Origin of the sequence: Enterococcus sp. DIV1094, from assembly GCF_017316305.2 — a bacterium.
Lineage (GTDB): Bacteria > Bacillota > Bacilli > Lactobacillales > Enterococcaceae > Enterococcus_B > Enterococcus_B mangumiae.
The window spans coordinates 3,238,940-3,256,305 of sequence record NZ_CP147250.1 but is presented as its reverse complement, the minus strand read 5'-3'; the positions used below and the strand labels follow the sequence as shown (position 1 = coordinate 3,256,305).

17 protein-coding genes and 1 riboswitch are annotated in these 17,366 nt (G+C 36.9%); of the genes, 14 read left to right on the top strand and 3 right to left on the bottom strand.

Going from position 1 to position 17,366, the window contains the following annotated elements; all coding sequences use genetic code 11:
* Positions 1–813: a pyruvate, water dikinase regulatory protein gene (locus DOK79_RS15380; protein ID WP_206856178.1), complete on the top strand. Its 813-nt coding sequence runs from the start codon at positions 1–3 to the stop codon at positions 811–813.
* A 67-nt stretch (positions 814–880) separates the two neighbouring features.
* Here DOK79_RS15380 and thiE read toward each other — a convergent pair whose 3' ends face one another.
* From thiE to thiD, 3 genes are read right to left on the bottom strand one after another with little or no spacing between them, the layout of a single operon-like run.
* Positions 881–1,516, bottom strand: a complete 636-nt coding sequence (gene thiE / locus DOK79_RS15375; RefSeq protein WP_206856297.1) for a thiamine phosphate synthase — start codon at positions 1,514–1,516, stop codon at positions 881–883.
* Positions 1,506–2,318: a hydroxyethylthiazole kinase gene (gene thiM / locus DOK79_RS15370; protein WP_206856176.1), complete on the bottom strand. Its 813-nt coding sequence runs from the start codon at positions 2,316–2,318 to the stop codon at positions 1,506–1,508. The genes thiE and thiM overlap by 11 nt, the downstream gene beginning before the upstream one ends.
* Positions 2,315–3,127 (bottom strand): bifunctional hydroxymethylpyrimidine kinase/phosphomethylpyrimidine kinase, encoded by an 813-nt coding sequence (gene thiD / locus DOK79_RS15365; protein ID WP_206856174.1) that lies wholly within the window; start codon positions 3,125–3,127, stop codon positions 2,315–2,317. The genes thiM and thiD overlap by 4 nt, the downstream gene beginning before the upstream one ends.
* Before the next feature lie 77 nt (positions 3,128–3,204).
* A riboswitch (TPP riboswitch) is annotated at positions 3,205–3,302 on the bottom strand.
* A gap of 216 nt (positions 3,303–3,518) precedes the next feature.
* On the opposite strand from thiD, the gene DOK79_RS15360 reads away from it, so the two are divergent.
* The 13 genes from DOK79_RS15360 to DOK79_RS15300 all read left to right on the top strand — a co-directional run bounded on the left by DOK79_RS15360 (position 3,519) and on the right by DOK79_RS15300 (position 17,354).
* Entirely contained in the window at positions 3,519–5,003 is a 1,485-nt protein-coding gene (locus DOK79_RS15360) for a helix-turn-helix domain-containing protein (protein ID WP_206856170.1), read from the top strand.
* Positions 5,004–5,143: 140 nt separating this feature from the next.
* Positions 5,144–5,809 (top strand): WxL domain-containing protein, encoded by a 666-nt coding sequence (locus DOK79_RS15355; protein WP_206856167.1) that lies wholly within the window; start codon positions 5,144–5,146, stop codon positions 5,807–5,809.
* The gene (locus DOK79_RS15350) at positions 5,796–6,830 is read left to right on the top strand and encodes a DUF916 and DUF3324 domain-containing protein (RefSeq protein ID WP_206856165.1); all 1,035 of its coding nucleotides are present in this window, start codon (positions 5,796–5,798) and stop codon (positions 6,828–6,830) included. The genes DOK79_RS15355 and DOK79_RS15350 overlap by 14 nt, the downstream gene beginning before the upstream one ends.
* A gap of 61 nt (positions 6,831–6,891) precedes the next feature.
* On the top strand, positions 6,892–7,197 hold the full coding sequence (locus DOK79_RS15345; protein WP_206856163.1) for an LPXTG cell wall anchor domain-containing protein: 306 nt from the start codon (positions 6,892–6,894) through the stop codon (positions 7,195–7,197).
* Complete coding sequence (locus DOK79_RS15340; RefSeq protein WP_206856161.1) at positions 7,187–9,271, top strand: MucBP domain-containing protein; 2,085 nt, start codon at positions 7,187–7,189, stop codon at positions 9,269–9,271. The genes DOK79_RS15345 and DOK79_RS15340 overlap by 11 nt, the downstream gene beginning before the upstream one ends.
* A 311-nt stretch (positions 9,272–9,582) precedes the next feature.
* The gene (locus DOK79_RS15335; protein ID WP_206856159.1) at positions 9,583–9,840 is read left to right on the top strand and encodes a TfoX/Sxy family DNA transformation protein; all 258 of its coding nucleotides are present in this window, start codon (positions 9,583–9,585) and stop codon (positions 9,838–9,840) included.
* Positions 9,841–10,546: 706 nt separating this feature from the next.
* A complete protein-coding gene (locus DOK79_RS15330) occupies positions 10,547–12,058 on the top strand; it encodes an InlB B-repeat-containing protein (RefSeq protein WP_206858625.1) in 1,512 nt (503 codons plus the stop codon).
* 188 nt (positions 12,059–12,246) lie between these two features.
* Positions 12,247–13,047 carry an SDR family oxidoreductase gene (locus DOK79_RS15325; protein WP_206858627.1) on the top strand — a complete coding sequence of 267 codons (801 nt, stop codon included), beginning with the start codon at positions 12,247–12,249 and terminating at the stop codon, positions 13,045–13,047.
* 17 nt (positions 13,048–13,064) lie between these two features.
* Positions 13,065–14,927 (top strand): BglG family transcription antiterminator, encoded by a 1,863-nt coding sequence (locus tag DOK79_RS15320; RefSeq protein ID WP_206858629.1) that lies wholly within the window; start codon positions 13,065–13,067, stop codon positions 14,925–14,927.
* On the top strand, positions 14,924–15,406 hold the full coding sequence (locus DOK79_RS15315) for a transcriptional regulator GutM (protein WP_206858631.1): 483 nt from the start codon (positions 14,924–14,926) through the stop codon (positions 15,404–15,406). The genes DOK79_RS15320 and DOK79_RS15315 overlap by 4 nt, the downstream gene beginning before the upstream one ends.
* Positions 15,406–15,960, top strand: a complete 555-nt coding sequence (gene srlA, locus DOK79_RS15310) for a PTS glucitol/sorbitol transporter subunit IIC (RefSeq protein ID WP_206858633.1) — start codon at positions 15,406–15,408, stop codon at positions 15,958–15,960. Before DOK79_RS15315 ends, srlA begins: the two co-directional genes overlap by 1 nt.
* Positions 15,961–15,973: 13 nt before the next feature.
* Positions 15,974–16,981 (top strand): PTS glucitol/sorbitol transporter subunit IIB, encoded by a 1,008-nt coding sequence (gene srlE, locus DOK79_RS15305; RefSeq protein ID WP_206858635.1) that lies wholly within the window; start codon positions 15,974–15,976, stop codon positions 16,979–16,981.
* A 16-nt stretch (positions 16,982–16,997) separates the two neighbouring features.
* Positions 16,998–17,354 (top strand): PTS glucitol/sorbitol transporter subunit IIA, encoded by a 357-nt coding sequence (locus tag DOK79_RS15300; RefSeq protein WP_206858637.1) that lies wholly within the window; start codon positions 16,998–17,000, stop codon positions 17,352–17,354.
* The last annotated feature ends 12 nt before the right edge of the window (positions 17,355–17,366 follow it).

The following is a 17,366-nucleotide window of genomic DNA, read 5'->3' as shown; positions in this document are numbered from 1 at the left end:
ATGAAAAATGAAGTCAATGTTTATTCTATCTCAGATTCACTAGGTGAAACATCGCAAAAATTGTTATCTGCTGTGATGGTTCAATATCCTAATTTGGTATTCAATAATAACTATAAATTTCCTTTTGTGAACAAGAAAGAAGAACTGTTACCTATCTTAGCAGATGCATTGCGTGATAAAGCGATCGTGATCAGCACACTAGTGAATCTGGAATTATCAGAAGCTGCCAAAGCTTTCAGTAAAAAAACAGGCTTACTCTATATCGATTTGATGCATCCGCTATTTGAGATCATCCATGCAAAAACAGGGAGGCAACCGATTGAAGAACCAGGTGCTGTTCATAAGTTAGATACAGAGTACTTCAACCGGATCTCTGCCATCGAATTTGCGGTTAAATATGACGATGGAAAAGATCCAAAAGGGTTCTTAGATTCGGATGTCGTCCTTCTTGGCGTTTCTCGAACATCAAAAACGCCGTTGAGTATGTATTTGGCAAATAAAGGCTATAAAGTGTCAAATCTTCCGTTGATTCCTGAAGTCCCTTTACCAAAAGTATTAGAAGAAGTAGACAAAAAGAAAATCGTCGGCTTGATCTGCCATCCAGAAAATCTAGTGAGAATTCGTAGCAATCGCTTAGATTCTTTAGGATTACATCAAACGTCTAGCTACAATAATTTAGAAACGATCAATAAAGAATTGGAATACTCCCAAGAGATTTTCGATCGCTATGGCAATTTTGTGATCGATGTATCGGATAAATCGATTGAAGAAACGGCTTATCTCGTTGAAAATCATTTAAAAAGTTTGAAATGAGTCACAAGGTAAAAAGCAATCTGTGTAAATGTATATGGACGTTTACGCAGATTGCTTTTTTGTTTTATTATTTGATGAATTTGTTGATTTGGGTGAAAAGTTCTTGAGTTGCTTTTTTGATTTCTTGCTTTGCCAAGATCGCTGAAACAACGGCAAAACCTTGGATCGGGAAGTCCTTGAATGCTGCAATCGTCCGTTCGTTGAGTCCGCCGATCAAAACAACCGGAATCGAAACATGTTGAAGAATATTTTTTAGTTCAGTTTTTGTTACTTCAATTGCATCTGACTTGGTAGAGGTGGGAAACATCGCACCTACACCTAAATAATCCGCACCGGCTTCTTCTGCTAAAATCGCCTGTTCAACGGTCTGAACGGAAGCACCGATGATTTTTTCAGGTCCGATCATTTTTCTCACCACAGCAACAGGTAAATCTGTTTGACCAACATGTACACCATCTGCATCACAAGCTAACGCAATATCTACCCGATCATTGATGATCAATGGAACCCCATAGTGATCTGTCAATTCTTTGAGACGATGAGCCTCTTCAAAAAAGTCACGTGAGCTGGCTGCTTTTTCCCGCAACTGTAAGACGGTGATTTCTCCATCAAGTGCTTGTTTCACTGCTTCTTGAAGTGTATGTGATTTTAGCAGTGACTGATCTGTGACGAGGTACAAACGATAATCGATGTCATTTTTCAACATAATTTCCTCGTTGGGTCAATGTTTGTTGGTCGATACGACTGATCTCATCGATCAACGCGACACGAAAGCTTCCGGTACCAGTTGTTTGTTCGAAAGCAAGTTCTCCAGCAATGCCCATTGCTAAAACAGCTGTAGTGGCTGCATAGAAGAGTTGATCGGGGAAACTACCACAAAAGCTAGCAATCAAAGAGGTGAGCATACAACCGGTACCAGTGATCCTACTCATTTCAGCACAACCATTATGCACTAAGATGTTTCGTCGTCCGTCAGAAATCACATCAACAGCACCAGTGATCACTACGATACATTTATGCGCTGTTGCTAATTGATCTGCAATCAGTTGCGCTTCTTCAATCGAGCTTGTATCATTCGCCGAGGCATCGACACCTTTTGTGGAACTTGTGATTCCGGCTAAGAAGCGGATTTCTGAAATATTACCACGTATCACGGCACAATTCAGCATATTAATGATCGATCTGGCTGTTTCATTACGGAAGTCAGATGCGCCTGCGCCAACGGGATCAAAAATGATTGGAATCCCTTTTTCATTAGCTGTTTGTCCAGCTAAAAGCATGGAATTTACCGTACGTTCGTTCAGCGTTCCCATGTTTAGTACCAATGCTTGTGACATCCCTGTGATTTCCATCACTTCCAGCACTTCATCCGCCATGATCGGTGAGCCACCGATTGCAAGTGTCAAATTTGCACAATCGTTGACAGTCACATAGTTGGTAATATGGTGGACCAAAGGATTGTTCGTACGTACCGTCTCTACAGCTGTTCCTAAAAATGTGTTCATTCGTTTTGCTCCTCCTTTAAGCCATCGCGATAAAGCGAATAAAAATGATTGGTCGGACCATGTCCTTTGCCCAATTCTAGTGAATGCTCGATCGCCATGGTGATATATTTTTTGGCCTTTGAAACTGCTTGTTCTAATGTTGCACCCAAGGCAAGTTGTGAAGCGATTGCAGAAGAGAAGGTACAACCAGTTCCGTGAGTATTTTTTGTGGGGATGCGTGCTGAACTGTAGGAATAAAGGTTTTCCCCATCAAACAAGACATCAGTAGCTTCACCTGAACCATGACCGCCTTTGATCAGAACCGCACTCTGACTTATTTCATGAATGGCTTTTGCTGCTCGCTCCATTTCTTTCACTGAAGAAATCGAACGATTCACGATTTTTTCTGCTTCTGGAATATTTGGTGTGATCAATGTTGCCAATGGTAAGACTTCTGCAATCAATGTGTCGATCGCTTTAGGCTCCATCAGTGCGTTCCCGTTTTTCGCATACATCACAGGATCTAAAACCACATGTTTAGGTTGCCATTCTTTAAGACTATCAGCGACAGCTAACATGGTATCTGCACAAGACAACATCCCGATTTTGACAGCGTCTGGGTAGATATCTTCAAAAACAGCTGTCATTTGTTCGTTGATGATCGTCGGTGAGATGTCTTGATATGAAATCACACGAGCGGTATTTTCAGCAACGACTGAGGTGACCACCGACATGCCGTAAACACCATGAGCGGCAAATGTTTTTAAATCGGCTTGGATACCGGCGCCACCGCTACAATCTGAACCGGCAATACTTAGTACTTTCTTCATCAGGTTCCTCCTTAAAATAGAAAAAAAGACATTCTTCCAGTATAGAAGAATGCCTTGATTGTTTCGATTTCGCATCAACAAAAAGGACATTTGCTCCCTACGCTGGTATCAACCAACAGGTTCAAAGGGTCAGGTTTTACCTTCTCAACGCAATAACGTCCCCCCGCAAACAAAATCATATTCGGTTACTAGTTAATCATATCTGAAAATAGATGGATGTTCAAGTGTGAGAATAAAGTAAGTAAAATTTAGTAATAACCATTTCTCAATTGTTAAGTATCACTACAAATTTATTTCTAAATTCTAGAAATTTTATGAATATTTTTTCTTTTGATTACGTGTTAAAATGCAGATTAGTAAATTTCTTATTAACATTTAGGGGTGAAATAATATGCAAACTTTCCTAACAAAGATTTCTCAAAAAAAGATAATATTATTAGAATACTTATTGGAAAAAGACACATGGTGCTCAATGCAAGAACTAAAAGAAATATTAACTGTTACAGAAAAATCAATTCTTCATTATATTGAAGAACTAAGTCTCTTGTTTTTAGAGTATGGAGAAAATATTACTCTGGAGAATAGAAACAATAAACAATTTTGGATACATAAGAAGAAAGATTTCCCAATCTACAATATTTATCTGTATTTTTATAAGGATTCCTATAATTATCAATTGATTGATTTTATGTACCATTATCCCGATGAATCACTTGAATCTTTTGCTAAATCTCAGTATACCAATGTATCGACAGTTTTTCGTTATGCAAAACTATTAGTACCTTATTTTGAAAGACATCGTTTTAAATTCCAACCTTTCAAATTGGAATTGAATGCTGAAGAAATTGCAGTACGCAGTTTCTTTTATTACTTTTATTGGAATTCTACTAGACATAGTGAGAAAAGTTGGCCATTTAAAACATCATTGTCTATTATAAAAAACTATATCAATGCATTTGAAGAAATCTATCAGGTTTCATTGAGTTCTTTGCAAAGACGGATGCTTTCCTATTGGTTAACAATCAATTTAGAGCGGAGTAAAATAAGAGCAATAAAAATCAATCAGTTCTATCGAAAAGTTGTTGATAATGACTATAATTTTAGTTATCTAAATCAATGGGTGGATGAAATGAATTTGGATTTGTCTTTGGATGAACGGTATTTTCTTTATCAGATCATCTATTCTTTCGGAATTATTGATGGTAATAAAAAATATGAAAATAGTCACGCAACAATCCATAAGAAAGTTAATACTCCTTCATTTCGAGCAGTATTAAATTTAGCAGTTGCGCTAGAACAACAATTTCAGTTTAAGTTGGATATAGAAGATCCCGAATTGATTTTTAATTTTGTCGCCTTTCATGAAAGAAGTTCTTTATTCTTTGGGAATACGGATCTTTTTTTTAATCGTTCATACATTAAGGAAATTCAAGAAGAAAACTTACGTGCATCAATCGTAATGGAGGATTGTCACAAAATACTTAAGAATACATCAGACAGTGAGGTAACGGCTCTTTTAGAAAATTGGGAACAATTGTTTTTGTCATATTATTTTATCTTAGATTATTACGATTTATTTTTATGTAATGTTGATCCGATAAAAATATTGATTCAAGACGATTTACACCATACTCATCGATTATGGTTGATGAATAAGATACAAACGTATTATGGGCATGCCTATTTTTTTGCTTTTTATGATTATCAAACAGAAGTATCAGAAGTAGATTTAGTAATCTCTAATTATTACTTAAATACAGAAAAAACACCTCTATTATTGATGAAGAATATTCCTACAAATCGAAATTGGCGACAATTGGATGAACTTCTTTCTAAAATTGCGTATAAAAAAGCTAACTTTCTTAAAGAAAACTAGCTTTTTTTCTTTGCGCCAAATTTTGACTTTTAGTTTTATTCTAAGATTGGATATTTTTTTGAACTAGAATTAAAAAAAGAAACATGTAAAAATTATCACTGGTTTGATTAAACCGATTATTATTTAGGAGGAATTTTAAAATGAAGAAAATTATAACAACAGCAACTTTTGCATTGTTAGCAGCCAGTGTCTGTGGTGGGGTGGCATATGCAGGAGAAGCAACCGAATTTACTGAATCAACAAATAAAACGAATGTTACATTAACAGCCGGATCCGGAACAGATGTGGAACCAGTTGTCCCAGATGATACTCATGATGATGATCCAAGTACAGGAGATACTGGTTCTCTATCCATTCCTTTTGCATCGAATATTACGTTTGGTCAACAAGAAATCAAGCAAGGGGATGCAGATTACTATGCGCTAAATAAAAGTCCTTACGTTCAAGTAAATGATACGCGAGGAGGCGCAAAAGGATGGACTTTAGGTGTAACAATTTCGCCATTTGTCGGAGAAAATGGTCATGAACTAAAAGGGGCGCAAATGACGCTTTCTAATGGTCAAGTGGTAACAAAAAATAATCAATCTACTGCACCAACAATTACTCAAAAATCATTTGATTTGAACGAACAATACCAAGATGTGATGTTAGCAAAAGAAGGACAAGGCGCAGGGGCGTTTGCTGCTACATTCAGAGGAGAAGATGGGGAAAATAAAAATGTAAAACTTCATGTACCTCGTGAGGGTGTTGAAGCACAAGCTTATTCGGCAGAAATCACTTGGGTGTTGACTGATGCACCGGCGTAATTTTAGAAGAGGGCAGAGTCGATACTCTTCTCTCTTTTTTATTAGTGTAATATGTTGCATGTTTTTCTGTGGCACCTTAACAGCTCATGCGGAGTCAAATAAAGTTTCATTCGATGCGGAAGCAGTTTTACCAGAAAATCAGCAATCAGATGTTAGTTATTATGACTTGAAAGTAAATCCTGGTGAAAAACAAGATCTTGTACTTAAATTACACAATACGAGTTCAAATCAAATTAAAGTTATCATTGCAGCAAATAATGCGTATACAAACAAAAATGGAGCCATTGATTATTCTAAAAGTGGAGTTAAGCTACTAGGAAGTCCTTCTTTTGAGGAGATGATTTCAGGATCACAGACTATTTTATTGGCACCGGCTGAAGAAAAAGAAGTAGTTTTTCATTTGAAAATTCCTGAAACAGGATTTGATGGCACAATCTTAGGTGGATTTTATTGCTATGAAGATAAAAGTAATAATGAGGAAAAAAAGGAAGGATTTAGTTTAAGAAATAAGTTTGCTTATACTTTAGGTGTCAAGTTGACTTGTACCGATAAAGAAATCAAACCAAAGTTTACCTTAGACAAAGTCACGCCAGGTTTGGAGAACGGCTACTTAGCCATTTTTGCTACTTTATCAAATGTTGAACCAGTCATAAAAAGTCAAATGGATGTCCATGCAGTCGTAACAAAAAAAGGGGAAGAAAAACCGATTAAGGAATTTCAAAAGAAAGTGTCTTTTGCACCGCGTACAAGATTTGAACTACCATTAAGTTGGAACAACGAACCATTAAAAAAAGGGAAATATGAACTTGCTATGGATTTAAAAGACGAACAGGGCAAAAAATGGCAGTTAAAAAAATCATTTGAGATTAACGGTACAGATGAAAAACTGAATAAACAAGCTGTAAAAGTAAATAATAACACTGAATCAAATCCATTAATTTATTGGTTGCTCGGTCTTACAGCAATAATTATTTTCAGCTTGATATGGTATATAACCAAATTGCGTCGTCAAGTAAAATAAAGCTTGATGTAAACTAAGCAATCAATCTAGAACAAACGACTTTTTTGGAAGGAGTTTAGAGATGAAAAAAATAATTTTTATTGGATTAGTGGGGGTGTTGATTGGGGCAACAACCCCTGTATCTGCTTTAGAGGAAACAACGAGTGAAGTCGGTATTACGTTTTATCAGTCAGAAAATAAAACGATCCCGATGAAAAAAGTAGATATTTCAACAGCTAAAAAAAGCCAAATGAAAAACGATCATCTAGTTTCTAATTTGCCAAGGACAAATGGAGAAAGTAGTTGGTTATTCAAAGTTCTCGGCATTATAACTTTGATTAGTTGCTTGTTTATCCTTTTGAAAAGGGGAATAAAAAATGAAAACTAATCTTAAGAAGTATATAGGATATGGGTTCTTTCTATTTTTTTGTTTATTTATCCATCCAAGTATTGTCCATGCAGGAGGTAGTATTACTAATTTGTCGTACTTCAACTATGCAGACAGCATAAAGACACCAGCAGAGAGTACATTTAAGATGCATTATGGCAAGAACAGTTCCGTCGAACAAGTGCAGGGAATGTATTCTAATGGTTGGTTGTATGTTAGACAATCAAGTCCTAATGCAAGTGCTTTAATAAAAAATGTCGGCTATTATAATGGAACAGCGGTTAATGTAAGGATTAGTTTGAAAGTAATTGAAACGAATGATGGCGGTGAAATATCCATTAGTAACCCATCTAATTTTTTAGAAATCACTATTCGAGGTAAAATGTTTGTTACCTATGAATTTGAAGATCAAACAGGAAACAAGCTTCCCGTTGAAACTACGTTTACTCATGGGGGATTAAATGTAAACAAACGTATTGCCTATAAAAATATATGGGGGTTAACTAAATATTTAGTTGCTAACAATCCGACAGATATTACTTATTTTACGGAAAATCAAGGGGATGACAGCTGGACTTATTTAGAAAATAAGGAGCACCGTACATGGAGACACCCTACTCAGGCTTTTCAGTTGATTACTAAAAAAGTGTCAAAAATAGAAACAATCGTTCAAAATTTAGACAGTACTCCTTCTACTTTAATATATGAAACTGGCTTTCTCGCAACGCCTGAATTTCCTGGAATAACAGCAACTAAAACAATTGTTGATGACGCTCAAAATGAAGTTTCTTTACAAGGAATTCAAACGGTGCCGAGTGTTCTAAGAAGTCAGGAAATGAAAAATTTAAAAATTAAATTTTCTTTGGATAATAAGACAAAGCATCCTCAATATAAAGTAAAAAAATTTAGAGTGACAACATTCAATGGTGCCGATGTATCTGATTTATTTGAAGGAGAGCAATTAAGTAATACTATTTATCAATTGACTGCAAAAGATTCTAGGAATAATGGATTGTACGATACAGTTTTAAACTATCAAGTAGTGCTAGAGTGGATTGGAAGTGGAAGCAACCCCGTAGACAAAGATTTGCTTGCGAATAATTATTTAAAAATTCCATTCTCAGTGGAATCAACAGTGGATAATGAGGTAAAACCAATTAGTACAGCCAATACATTTGTGAACTATCTCGGGCAAGTAACAGTCGAGTATTTGGACCAACAAACAGGAGAATCGCTCCTACCAACACAAAGTTTTAGAGGTATTATCACTGATCCTTTTGATGTTTCAGAAAAATATCCTGAAGTTGATGGTTATCATCCAATCAAAGGAAAAGATGATCAAGGAACATATACGCCGGAGCCAAAAACCATTCCTCACATGTATAAAAAAGGTAGTTTATTCTCTTTTTCTCTAATTGATGCAGAAAATCCTATGAAAGTCTCTCATTTTAAAAGAGAAAGGAAACTGAAAATCCATTTTTCACACAATGATGGTGAGACAGTTCATTTGATAGCTGAATGCGGCGATGAGCAAGTAACGCTAAAAGATTTTCCAAATGAAACAAAAGAATATACTAACGAATTGACTGTCAACTTTTCTAAAAGATGGATAGATAAAGATGTGGACTTTTACATTGAAAATGACAAAGGAGAAAAATCAAATATTGAAACCCGTCACTTGATTTTAGAGGGAGGTGTAAAACTCTTCATTCCCACTCATCTAACTTTTGGTGCACAAGAGATTCCCAGTCATGACAAGCCAGTTGAAGCAGCCAATCAAACAGAGATCCAAATCAAAGATGAAAGTAGCCTTGAAGATGAAAAATGGGCAATAACAGTCAAGGAAGAAACACCGCTAACAAGCAAAGAAAATCGATCGCTTAAAAATAGCATAGAATTTTTAACTGATAATGATAAAAAAAATATTAACTCAGCTAATCAAATAATCTATGCAGGAAGCGGAAATATCACTCTGTCAGATGTAGGGAAATTTAGAATTGTGATGTCTCCATCAGATTTTGTAGGAGATTATGAAGGGACACTTATTTGGACGTTAGAGCAAGCGCCAAAATAATATCAGGTACGAAATTTTCATGTTATAGGCTTGCTGATGAAAGAGTCAAAAAATATAGCTAGCAGCCTTCATTTTATTGATTATTTGTATGATAGTTTTCCATTTTTAACATAAATCTGGCATCTAATCTGGTTTCACTATAAAATAGTTTTATAATTATTTAATCGTTTGATATTTATCATAAGTATATTTTATCTTGGAAATATCACGGCAGGAACGATGGTCAAAGTGGATAAAAGAGGTAAATTCCAAATAAACAAAGTTATAAAATATATGACGTAATGGTGTAACCATGTGTAGAGGGGGATTCTATGACAGAATTAGGAAATCTACCGAATATCTGGAAAGTGCTTGAAGAAAATTTACGAACGATTGGTGTGACGACGGAAGAACAACTCAAAGAAAAAGGGACGGAACAATTATTCTTTGAGATTCGACAAAAGGTGGACAGTGGCGCATGTCTACAAATGCTTTATGGTATCGAAGGGGCAATGAAAGGCAAGCGTGCACGAGATTTAACAAAAGAAGAAAAAGAAAAGTTAAAGCAATTTTATCGAAGCCTTAGCTAAAATAAATAAGCAACGAGATAAGGAAACTGTAGATGTTTTCGTATCTTGTTGCTTATTTTTCTGTGAGTTTTTGGAAAAAAAGTGAATTGTTATAAATATAGGAGCAATCATTTGTTTTACTTTTTCGATCAAAATAATCAATTAAGATAGAAAATAGCAAGTGATTGTAAATTAAAATTTGTAAATAAAATAACGTTATTGAGTTTTTTTATAACTATTTACAAAAAAATAAGCAAGAAATAAGTTAGATAACAGGTGATTTTATTCAAAAATGATAGACGAAGAAAAGAAATGTTTGAAGATATTTAATTCAATAGATTAAGTGTTTTTGAGCATGTTTTATAAAAAACTCATACAATTTTAATGTAAAATTTGCTATAATTAACTTGACAGTAAACTAATAATCGATTTTCAAGGTAGTTAAAAAATATCAATTAGAAAGTATAATAATAACGTTTTTAAATATTAATAATCGGCTTTTATATTTTTATGATATTTACAATAGATTAAAAGCAACTAGTACAACACGATTAAATAGAAGGTAGGAGATTAAATTGGTGGTTGAGTAGCTATCACTAAAATAGTTTCAAAAAAGGTAGGGTTTATAAACTATAAACACATGTACTTCGCTTTGTTCGGTATTGAGCAAAGTTATGGAGTGCACCACAATGTGATTCTTGACTTCATGTCAGAATGGAGGAGTATCATGAAAAAGATAGTGTCTTGTTTTATTGTATTTCTGGTCTTTCTAGGTTTTAGCCCAAACGTATTTGCAGCAACGCCAATCGTCAACTCGGAGGTTTCATATTCTGCAAATGGTATTGATTTTTATTCTGTCGGGGAAGATGCGATGATTCCGTGGCATTTTAATGGTGCACAAATTACCCCGGGAAATTCTCCTGGGATATTTTCAACACAAGTGAGATTGTTATCCCAAAACCAACAAAGCGGTGTGGCAATGGTCATGGTCGATTTATCTACGCTGGATAACACGGATACGGAAAGAAGAAACCCTAGTGAGATGGAGTTGGAAGTTTTTCTAAATGGTGGCTCATTGGGGAAATATCAGGTCGGTGATCTATTCAGTAATACGAGCCCGTACCTAGATCCAAGTGTTCGTATGATCGGTGTGCCTTTTCTAATCGAAGGTGAGATTGGTGATGTGAACATGCTTGAGATCCATGTTTCTTTACCTACAGAAGCATCGAATGCCTCACGTCTTGCCTCAGTCACAGTAAATGTTTCATTCACACCAATCGAATCGTATACAGTGAGTTATGTAGATGGAGTAGAGGATGAGGTCATATTTGAGGACAAAACGTTTATCCGAATCGAACCAGGAACAGCTACGCCAAGTTTTGGCGCAGAGCCTATAAGAGAAGGCTATACATTTGCTGGTTGGAGTCCGAGCGTCAGCGAAACAGTCACTAGTGACGTTGTCTATACAGCAACATGGGAACCGATTCCGACTTATCAAGTCAGCTATACAGACGGTGTACCTGGGGAAGAGGTTTTTGCGGATCAAGTATTTACAGATTTAACAGCTGGTTCTGCGACACCAACATTTAATGGAACTCCGATGAGAGAAGGCTATATCTTCAAAGGCTGGGATAAGGAAGTTACGGATGTAGTGACTGGAGATGTAACCTATACAGCCGTTTGGGAACCGATAATCACAAAAGAAATAACTTATCGAGTGATTTATACGGATGGCGTTGAAAATGAGAACGTTTTCTATGATCGAGTATTCTCAGATCTAAGCGCAGGAATGGCAACTCCTAGCTTTAGCGGAACACCAACGAGAGAAGGATATAAATTCCTTGGTTGGACGCCAACGGTGAGTGAGTTTGTGGATGGTGATGTGACTTATACTGCACAGTGGGAAAAAATACCACAAATCAGCGAAACGGTGACACCTCCTATTCAGGAAACAGAAGGAAAGAAAGAAATAGAAAAAACGAAAATCACTGAAAGAACGAAGATCTCAGCAATCAGCCAAACAAAAGAAGTAGTAACAACTAAAGCAGTGCCAATAGTGAGTAAAGTAAAACAAATCACCTATACAAAAGTACCAATAAAACATCATGGAAAAGCAAGTAACCTTCCGAAAACAGCGGAACAAGCGATGTACTCAAATGTCTTGATCGGTTTAGGTATGGCCATCGTTTTGACAGTAGGTATCAGTTGGTTTCACCGAAAAAAATCGGTAGGTAAGTAGCGATACTAAATTGAAAGTTAAAAGAAATTACAGAAGAATAGCAAAGAAAATGGTCAGTCACTTAGCTATCACTCAATAAAAAATACATTAAGTCAGATTTTTTTTGGAAACTCAAAAAAAGTCTGACTTAATTATTTCTCTATACGTAGCTATACTGAAAGCGTAAACAAAAAAAGAGGTGATAGGTTATGACAAATTGGCTAAACATAGAGGATAAGACGGTTATTGTCACAGGAGGTTCCTCGGGTATTGGAGAAAGCATCGTCGAAAGCTTATTGGAACAAAACGTCAATGTAGCAAATTTCGATATTAGAGATTCGACATTGAACCATCCACGATTATTATTCGTGAAAACCGACATAACATCGCGGGAAGAAGTCGAAACTGGCGTAGCAAAAGTGAAGGAACACTTTGGTACGATAGATGGATTAGTCAATAATGCAGGTATCAATATTCCACGATTATTAGTGGATAAAAAGCAAGCACATGGTAAATATGAATTATCGGATGAAGTATTTGATAAAATCATCGCAATCAATCAAAAAGGGCTGTACTTGATGACTCAAGCAGTCAGTAGAATCTTAGTTGAAAAAGGACAAGGCGTGATCATCAACATGTCTTCTGAATCAGGGTTAGAAGGTTCGGAGGGGCAAAGTGCGTATGCGGCAACGAAAGCAGCTGTTAACAGCTTTACTCGTTCTTGGGCGAAGGAGTTAGGAAAATCCAATGTTCGGGTAATAGGAGTTGCTCCAGGGATCATGGAGGAGACGGGCTTACGCACGCTTTCTTATGAAGAAGCCCTTGCTTATACTCGTGGTCTCACAGTGGAAGAGCTTAGAGCTGGTTATGCAAAAACGAGTACGATTCCATTAGGTCGAAGTGGAAAATTAAAAGAAGTCGCAGATTTAGTCAGTTATTATCTATCTGATCGATCGAGTTATATCACAGGTGTGACGACCAATGTAGCTGGAGGAAAAACTCGAGGATAAAAAAGTGGGGGAAGTAAATGACGCTGGTGAACAGATGGTATCAAATTCTGCAATTACTGGTTACCCACAAAGAAATGACGATCGGCGGTTTGAAACAAAAGCTGATTGCAAGTACCCAAACAGTGAAAACCAGCATTGAGTCTTTAAACGAAGAATTGATTGGAATTGCAGAAATCGTTCAACATAAAAATGATTTTCATATCGAAATTGAAGACTTTGAAAAATTTGATCTGATAATGAACGGCAGTTTGAAACGAAAGAGCGATTTCAACTCTAGTAGTAAAAGGGTGTTCTTTATCGTCAAACAATTGATCGAGCAAAAAGATTTTGTGCTGATCGATGATCTGTCCGAGGCGTTAGGAGTCAGTCGAAGTACCGTTGTCAAAGACCTACGAGTGATGAAAAAGTTGATCGCCTCTTTTAATGTGGAAGTGATCGGAACGCCAAATCGTGGATTGCGTATGGTTGGGCAAGAACTTGATCTACGACTTTTACACCTTCATTATGTGCAAGAATATTTTGCAGAACACCCATTATCAGCACATACGAAACACTACGTTGAAAACTTGATTCAAAATTTTAGTTTGCCTAAAACGCAAGAACTTCTCTTGAAAAAAACGATCTCTATAACAATGAAACGACTGCTCAAGGGAAATATTTTAGTTGATTTGCCACATGAGTATATAGATCTTATGACGGAGCATCCTGATTTTATCGAGTTGATCCATCATTTGGAATATGAGTATAGCATCACGCTAAGTCAAACAGAGCAAGCATTTCTCAGTTTCCCTCTTAATTTAAGTGGGATCGATAGTATGGATCAAACGTCCATGGATGAGCAAAAAATCGAAGGATTATTTCAACAGATGATGGAAAAAGTCCACGAATCTTTATTAGTAGAGCTTGATGAATCTTTCTTATATTACGAAATAAGAGACCACTTTCGCTACATGTTGAATCGTTTGATTTTCCGGGTTGAGCTTCAAGATTTGTTTTACGGTGAAATCGAATCACAATATCCTTTAGCTTACGAACTAGCCAAAATCGGGCTACAGCAGATCGGTGAGCGGTTAGAACGAGCCATTCCACCTGTAGAAATCAGTTATGTTGCTTTTTATTTTGAACTTGCATTAAGAAGACAAACAAGTACCAACGAGCATAAAGAAATTGCCATTGTCTGCAATACTGGTAAAGGCACGGCGTTGATCATCCGTCGTCAGTTGGAACGGGTTTTAGGTCCTCAGATAAACCTGGTGCATTTTTCTGAAGAAGAATACCAGAAAGAGAATCTAGACCAGTATTTTGCTGTTTTTACAACGATTCCTCTAAAAAATGTGAAGAAACATACACCAATCATCCGATTAACCAATTTATTCAACGAAACTTGGTTACAAGAAGAATGGCGTAAAGCCGAAAAATTGAGAGCTGCCAGCCACGATCATTTAAAACTAGATTTTGAAGTTTTAGATGACAAGAAAACGTATAAGGAAAATCTGACGGACATGCTTGTGTCTCTTGAAAGAAAAGGGTTAGTCGATCAGGAATTCATAGCGCATTTGTTTGTACGTGAAAAACTAAAAAGCACGATTTTTGAATATGGGATCGCCTTTCCTCATGCTATCAATAAAAAATCTGCTGAAATCATTTTATCGGTGGGGATTTTTAGAAATACACTTTCGACGATCAACGGACAAGTCCAAGTTGTTTTGTTGTTGGCAATCCCTCAAGATCTGACAATAAAAAAGGAAAAAGAATTGTTAAAATTATACGACCAACTTTTTGCTGTGATTGGCGATCCTGAATTTAGAAGTGAGTTATGTCGCTTGGAAGATTTGGTGGGGCTGCAATGTTGGATGAGAAGAAAGGGGATCATTACATGAATTTCATTTATGTGTTCGGTGCATTTGCACTTCTTGCTTATGGCTTGCAAGTAGTATTCGGCATGAAGCAAATCAAGCACTTTAATCAGATCTATGTACAAATGCGTAGAAAAGGCAAAGTGGCTATCGGACGACGAGCCGGGAAAATCAAAGCTGGAACGATCGTCATGTTCGCTGTGGATCAAAATGGCTTCATTATAGAAGCACGAAAAATGCAAGGAGTAACTGTCTTGGCAAAGTTTCGTTTATTGCCACAATACATTGGCACAGATATCCACTACATCGACAACTATCATCCGCTTGTCCGCAACGAAAATAAATTAGTCCAACAAGCGATGTTAAATGCTAGAGAAATTTATCTACGAGTCGAATTAGGAAATTATCAAGAAGAATCTCTACCATCTCCACTGACTATGCTGGGCATTCAGTTCAGTTTATGGAAAAAACAATATCTATCAAGAAAAAGGAGTGTTGAATAATGGGATACATCACAAAATTTGCAGAAGGCTTCATCGGTTTATTTGAAACTGGTGCGGATACATTTATCTCTTGGATGACCGGAATCGTTCCAGTAGTGTTGATTTTAATGGTAGCCATGAACACGCTGATTGCATTCTTAGGTGAAGAACGAGTGACTAAAGTAGCCAAACTATCGACAAAAAATCCAGTCACAAGATATTTGATCTTACCTTTTTTGTCCGCGTTCATGTTAGGAAATCCGATGTCTTTTACAATGGCGCGCTTTTTGCCAGAATATTATAAGCCAAGCTACTATGCTTCTCAGGCACAATTTTGTCATACAAGTAATGGAGTCTTTCCTCACATCAATCCAGGTGAATTATTCGTTTGGTTAGGTATCGCACAAGGAATCACAACCTTAGGACTCAATTCAATGGAATTAGCTGTACGTTATATGTTTGTGGGTATTCTTATGAATTTTATCGGGGGCTGGGTAACAGACTTTACCACGGCTTATGTGTGTAAACAACAAGGAATCACCCTTAGTAAAACAGTAGAAACAGTAACAGAATAAGGAGGGCATCAAGATGAGCTATCAAAGTATTCGAGTGGTAAAAGGAACTGGTGGATTCGGTGGACCATTAGTGATCACACCAACAGAAGAGAAACATAAATTCATTTATATCACTGGTGGCGGAGAAAAACCTGCGATCGTCGATAAAATCGTTGAACTGACAGGTATGGAAGCAGTCAATGGCTTCAAAACTTCTATCCCAGATAATGAAATCGCTTTAGCAATCGTTGATTGTGGCGGAACATTGCGCTGTGGGATCTACCCCAAAAAAGGGATACCTACGATCAATGTCGTGCCAACAGGGAAAAGTGGACCATTAGCACAATACATCACAGAAGACATTTATGTATCAGCAGTCGGACTCAGTCAAATCACACTGACTACTGAAGAAAATACAGCAAGTGATTCTGTTGACCCGGAAACCAAGAGTGCGCCAGTCCGTGAATATAAATACGATACAAGCAAAAAAATTACTGAACAAAAAGCAGAACAACAGAATTTTATTGCTAAAATCGGTATGGGTGCGGGAAAAGTAGTGGCGACTTTCAACCAGTCGGCACGAGAAGGTGTTCAGACGATGATCAATACGGTCATTCCTTTTATGGCGTTTGTTTCATTGCTGATCGGGATCATTCAAGGGTCGGGGATCGGTAATTTCTTTGCAAACATCATGGCACCTCTAGCTGGCAATATTTGGGGATTGATGATCATTGGTTTTATCTGTTCGTTACCTTTCTTATCTCCGTTATTAGGTCCAGGGGCAGTAATCAGTCAAGTGATCGGGACATTGATCGGCGTGGAGATCGGAAAAGGCAATATTCCGCCACAGCTCGCATTACCCGCGTTGTTTGCGATCAATACTCAAAATGCGTGTGATTTTATACCGGTCGGTTTAGGCTTAGAAGAAGCAGAAGCGGAAACAGTGGAAGTCGGCGTCCCATCCGTTTTATATTCACGTTTTTTAAACGGTGTCCCAAGAGTGTTGGTTGCGTGGATAGCAAGTTTTGGGATGTATAGTTAAATTCAGGAGGAAGAAAATGTCAGTTTACTCAACAAAAGTAACTTCGATCGGTGCAGAAGCTGCACTATTCAAAGAAGAGAAAATCGTCATATTGTTTGGCAAAGATGCACCAGATATGTTGTCGGCTTATTGCTACAATATCGAACTTCAGCCCATCCATGGAGAGATCAAAGTAGGTCAACAGTTGATGGTCGATGATACAAGCTATCGTATCACCTCTGTTGGAAGTTTGGTCAATGATAATCTAAAAGAGCTTGGGCATATCACCATTAAATTCGATGGCGCGGTAACACCTGAGCTTCCAGGTACTTTATACGTCGAAGGAAAAGAAATTGCAGAGATCGGTATCAAGACAAAGATCAGTATTCAGTAACATACAGAGAAA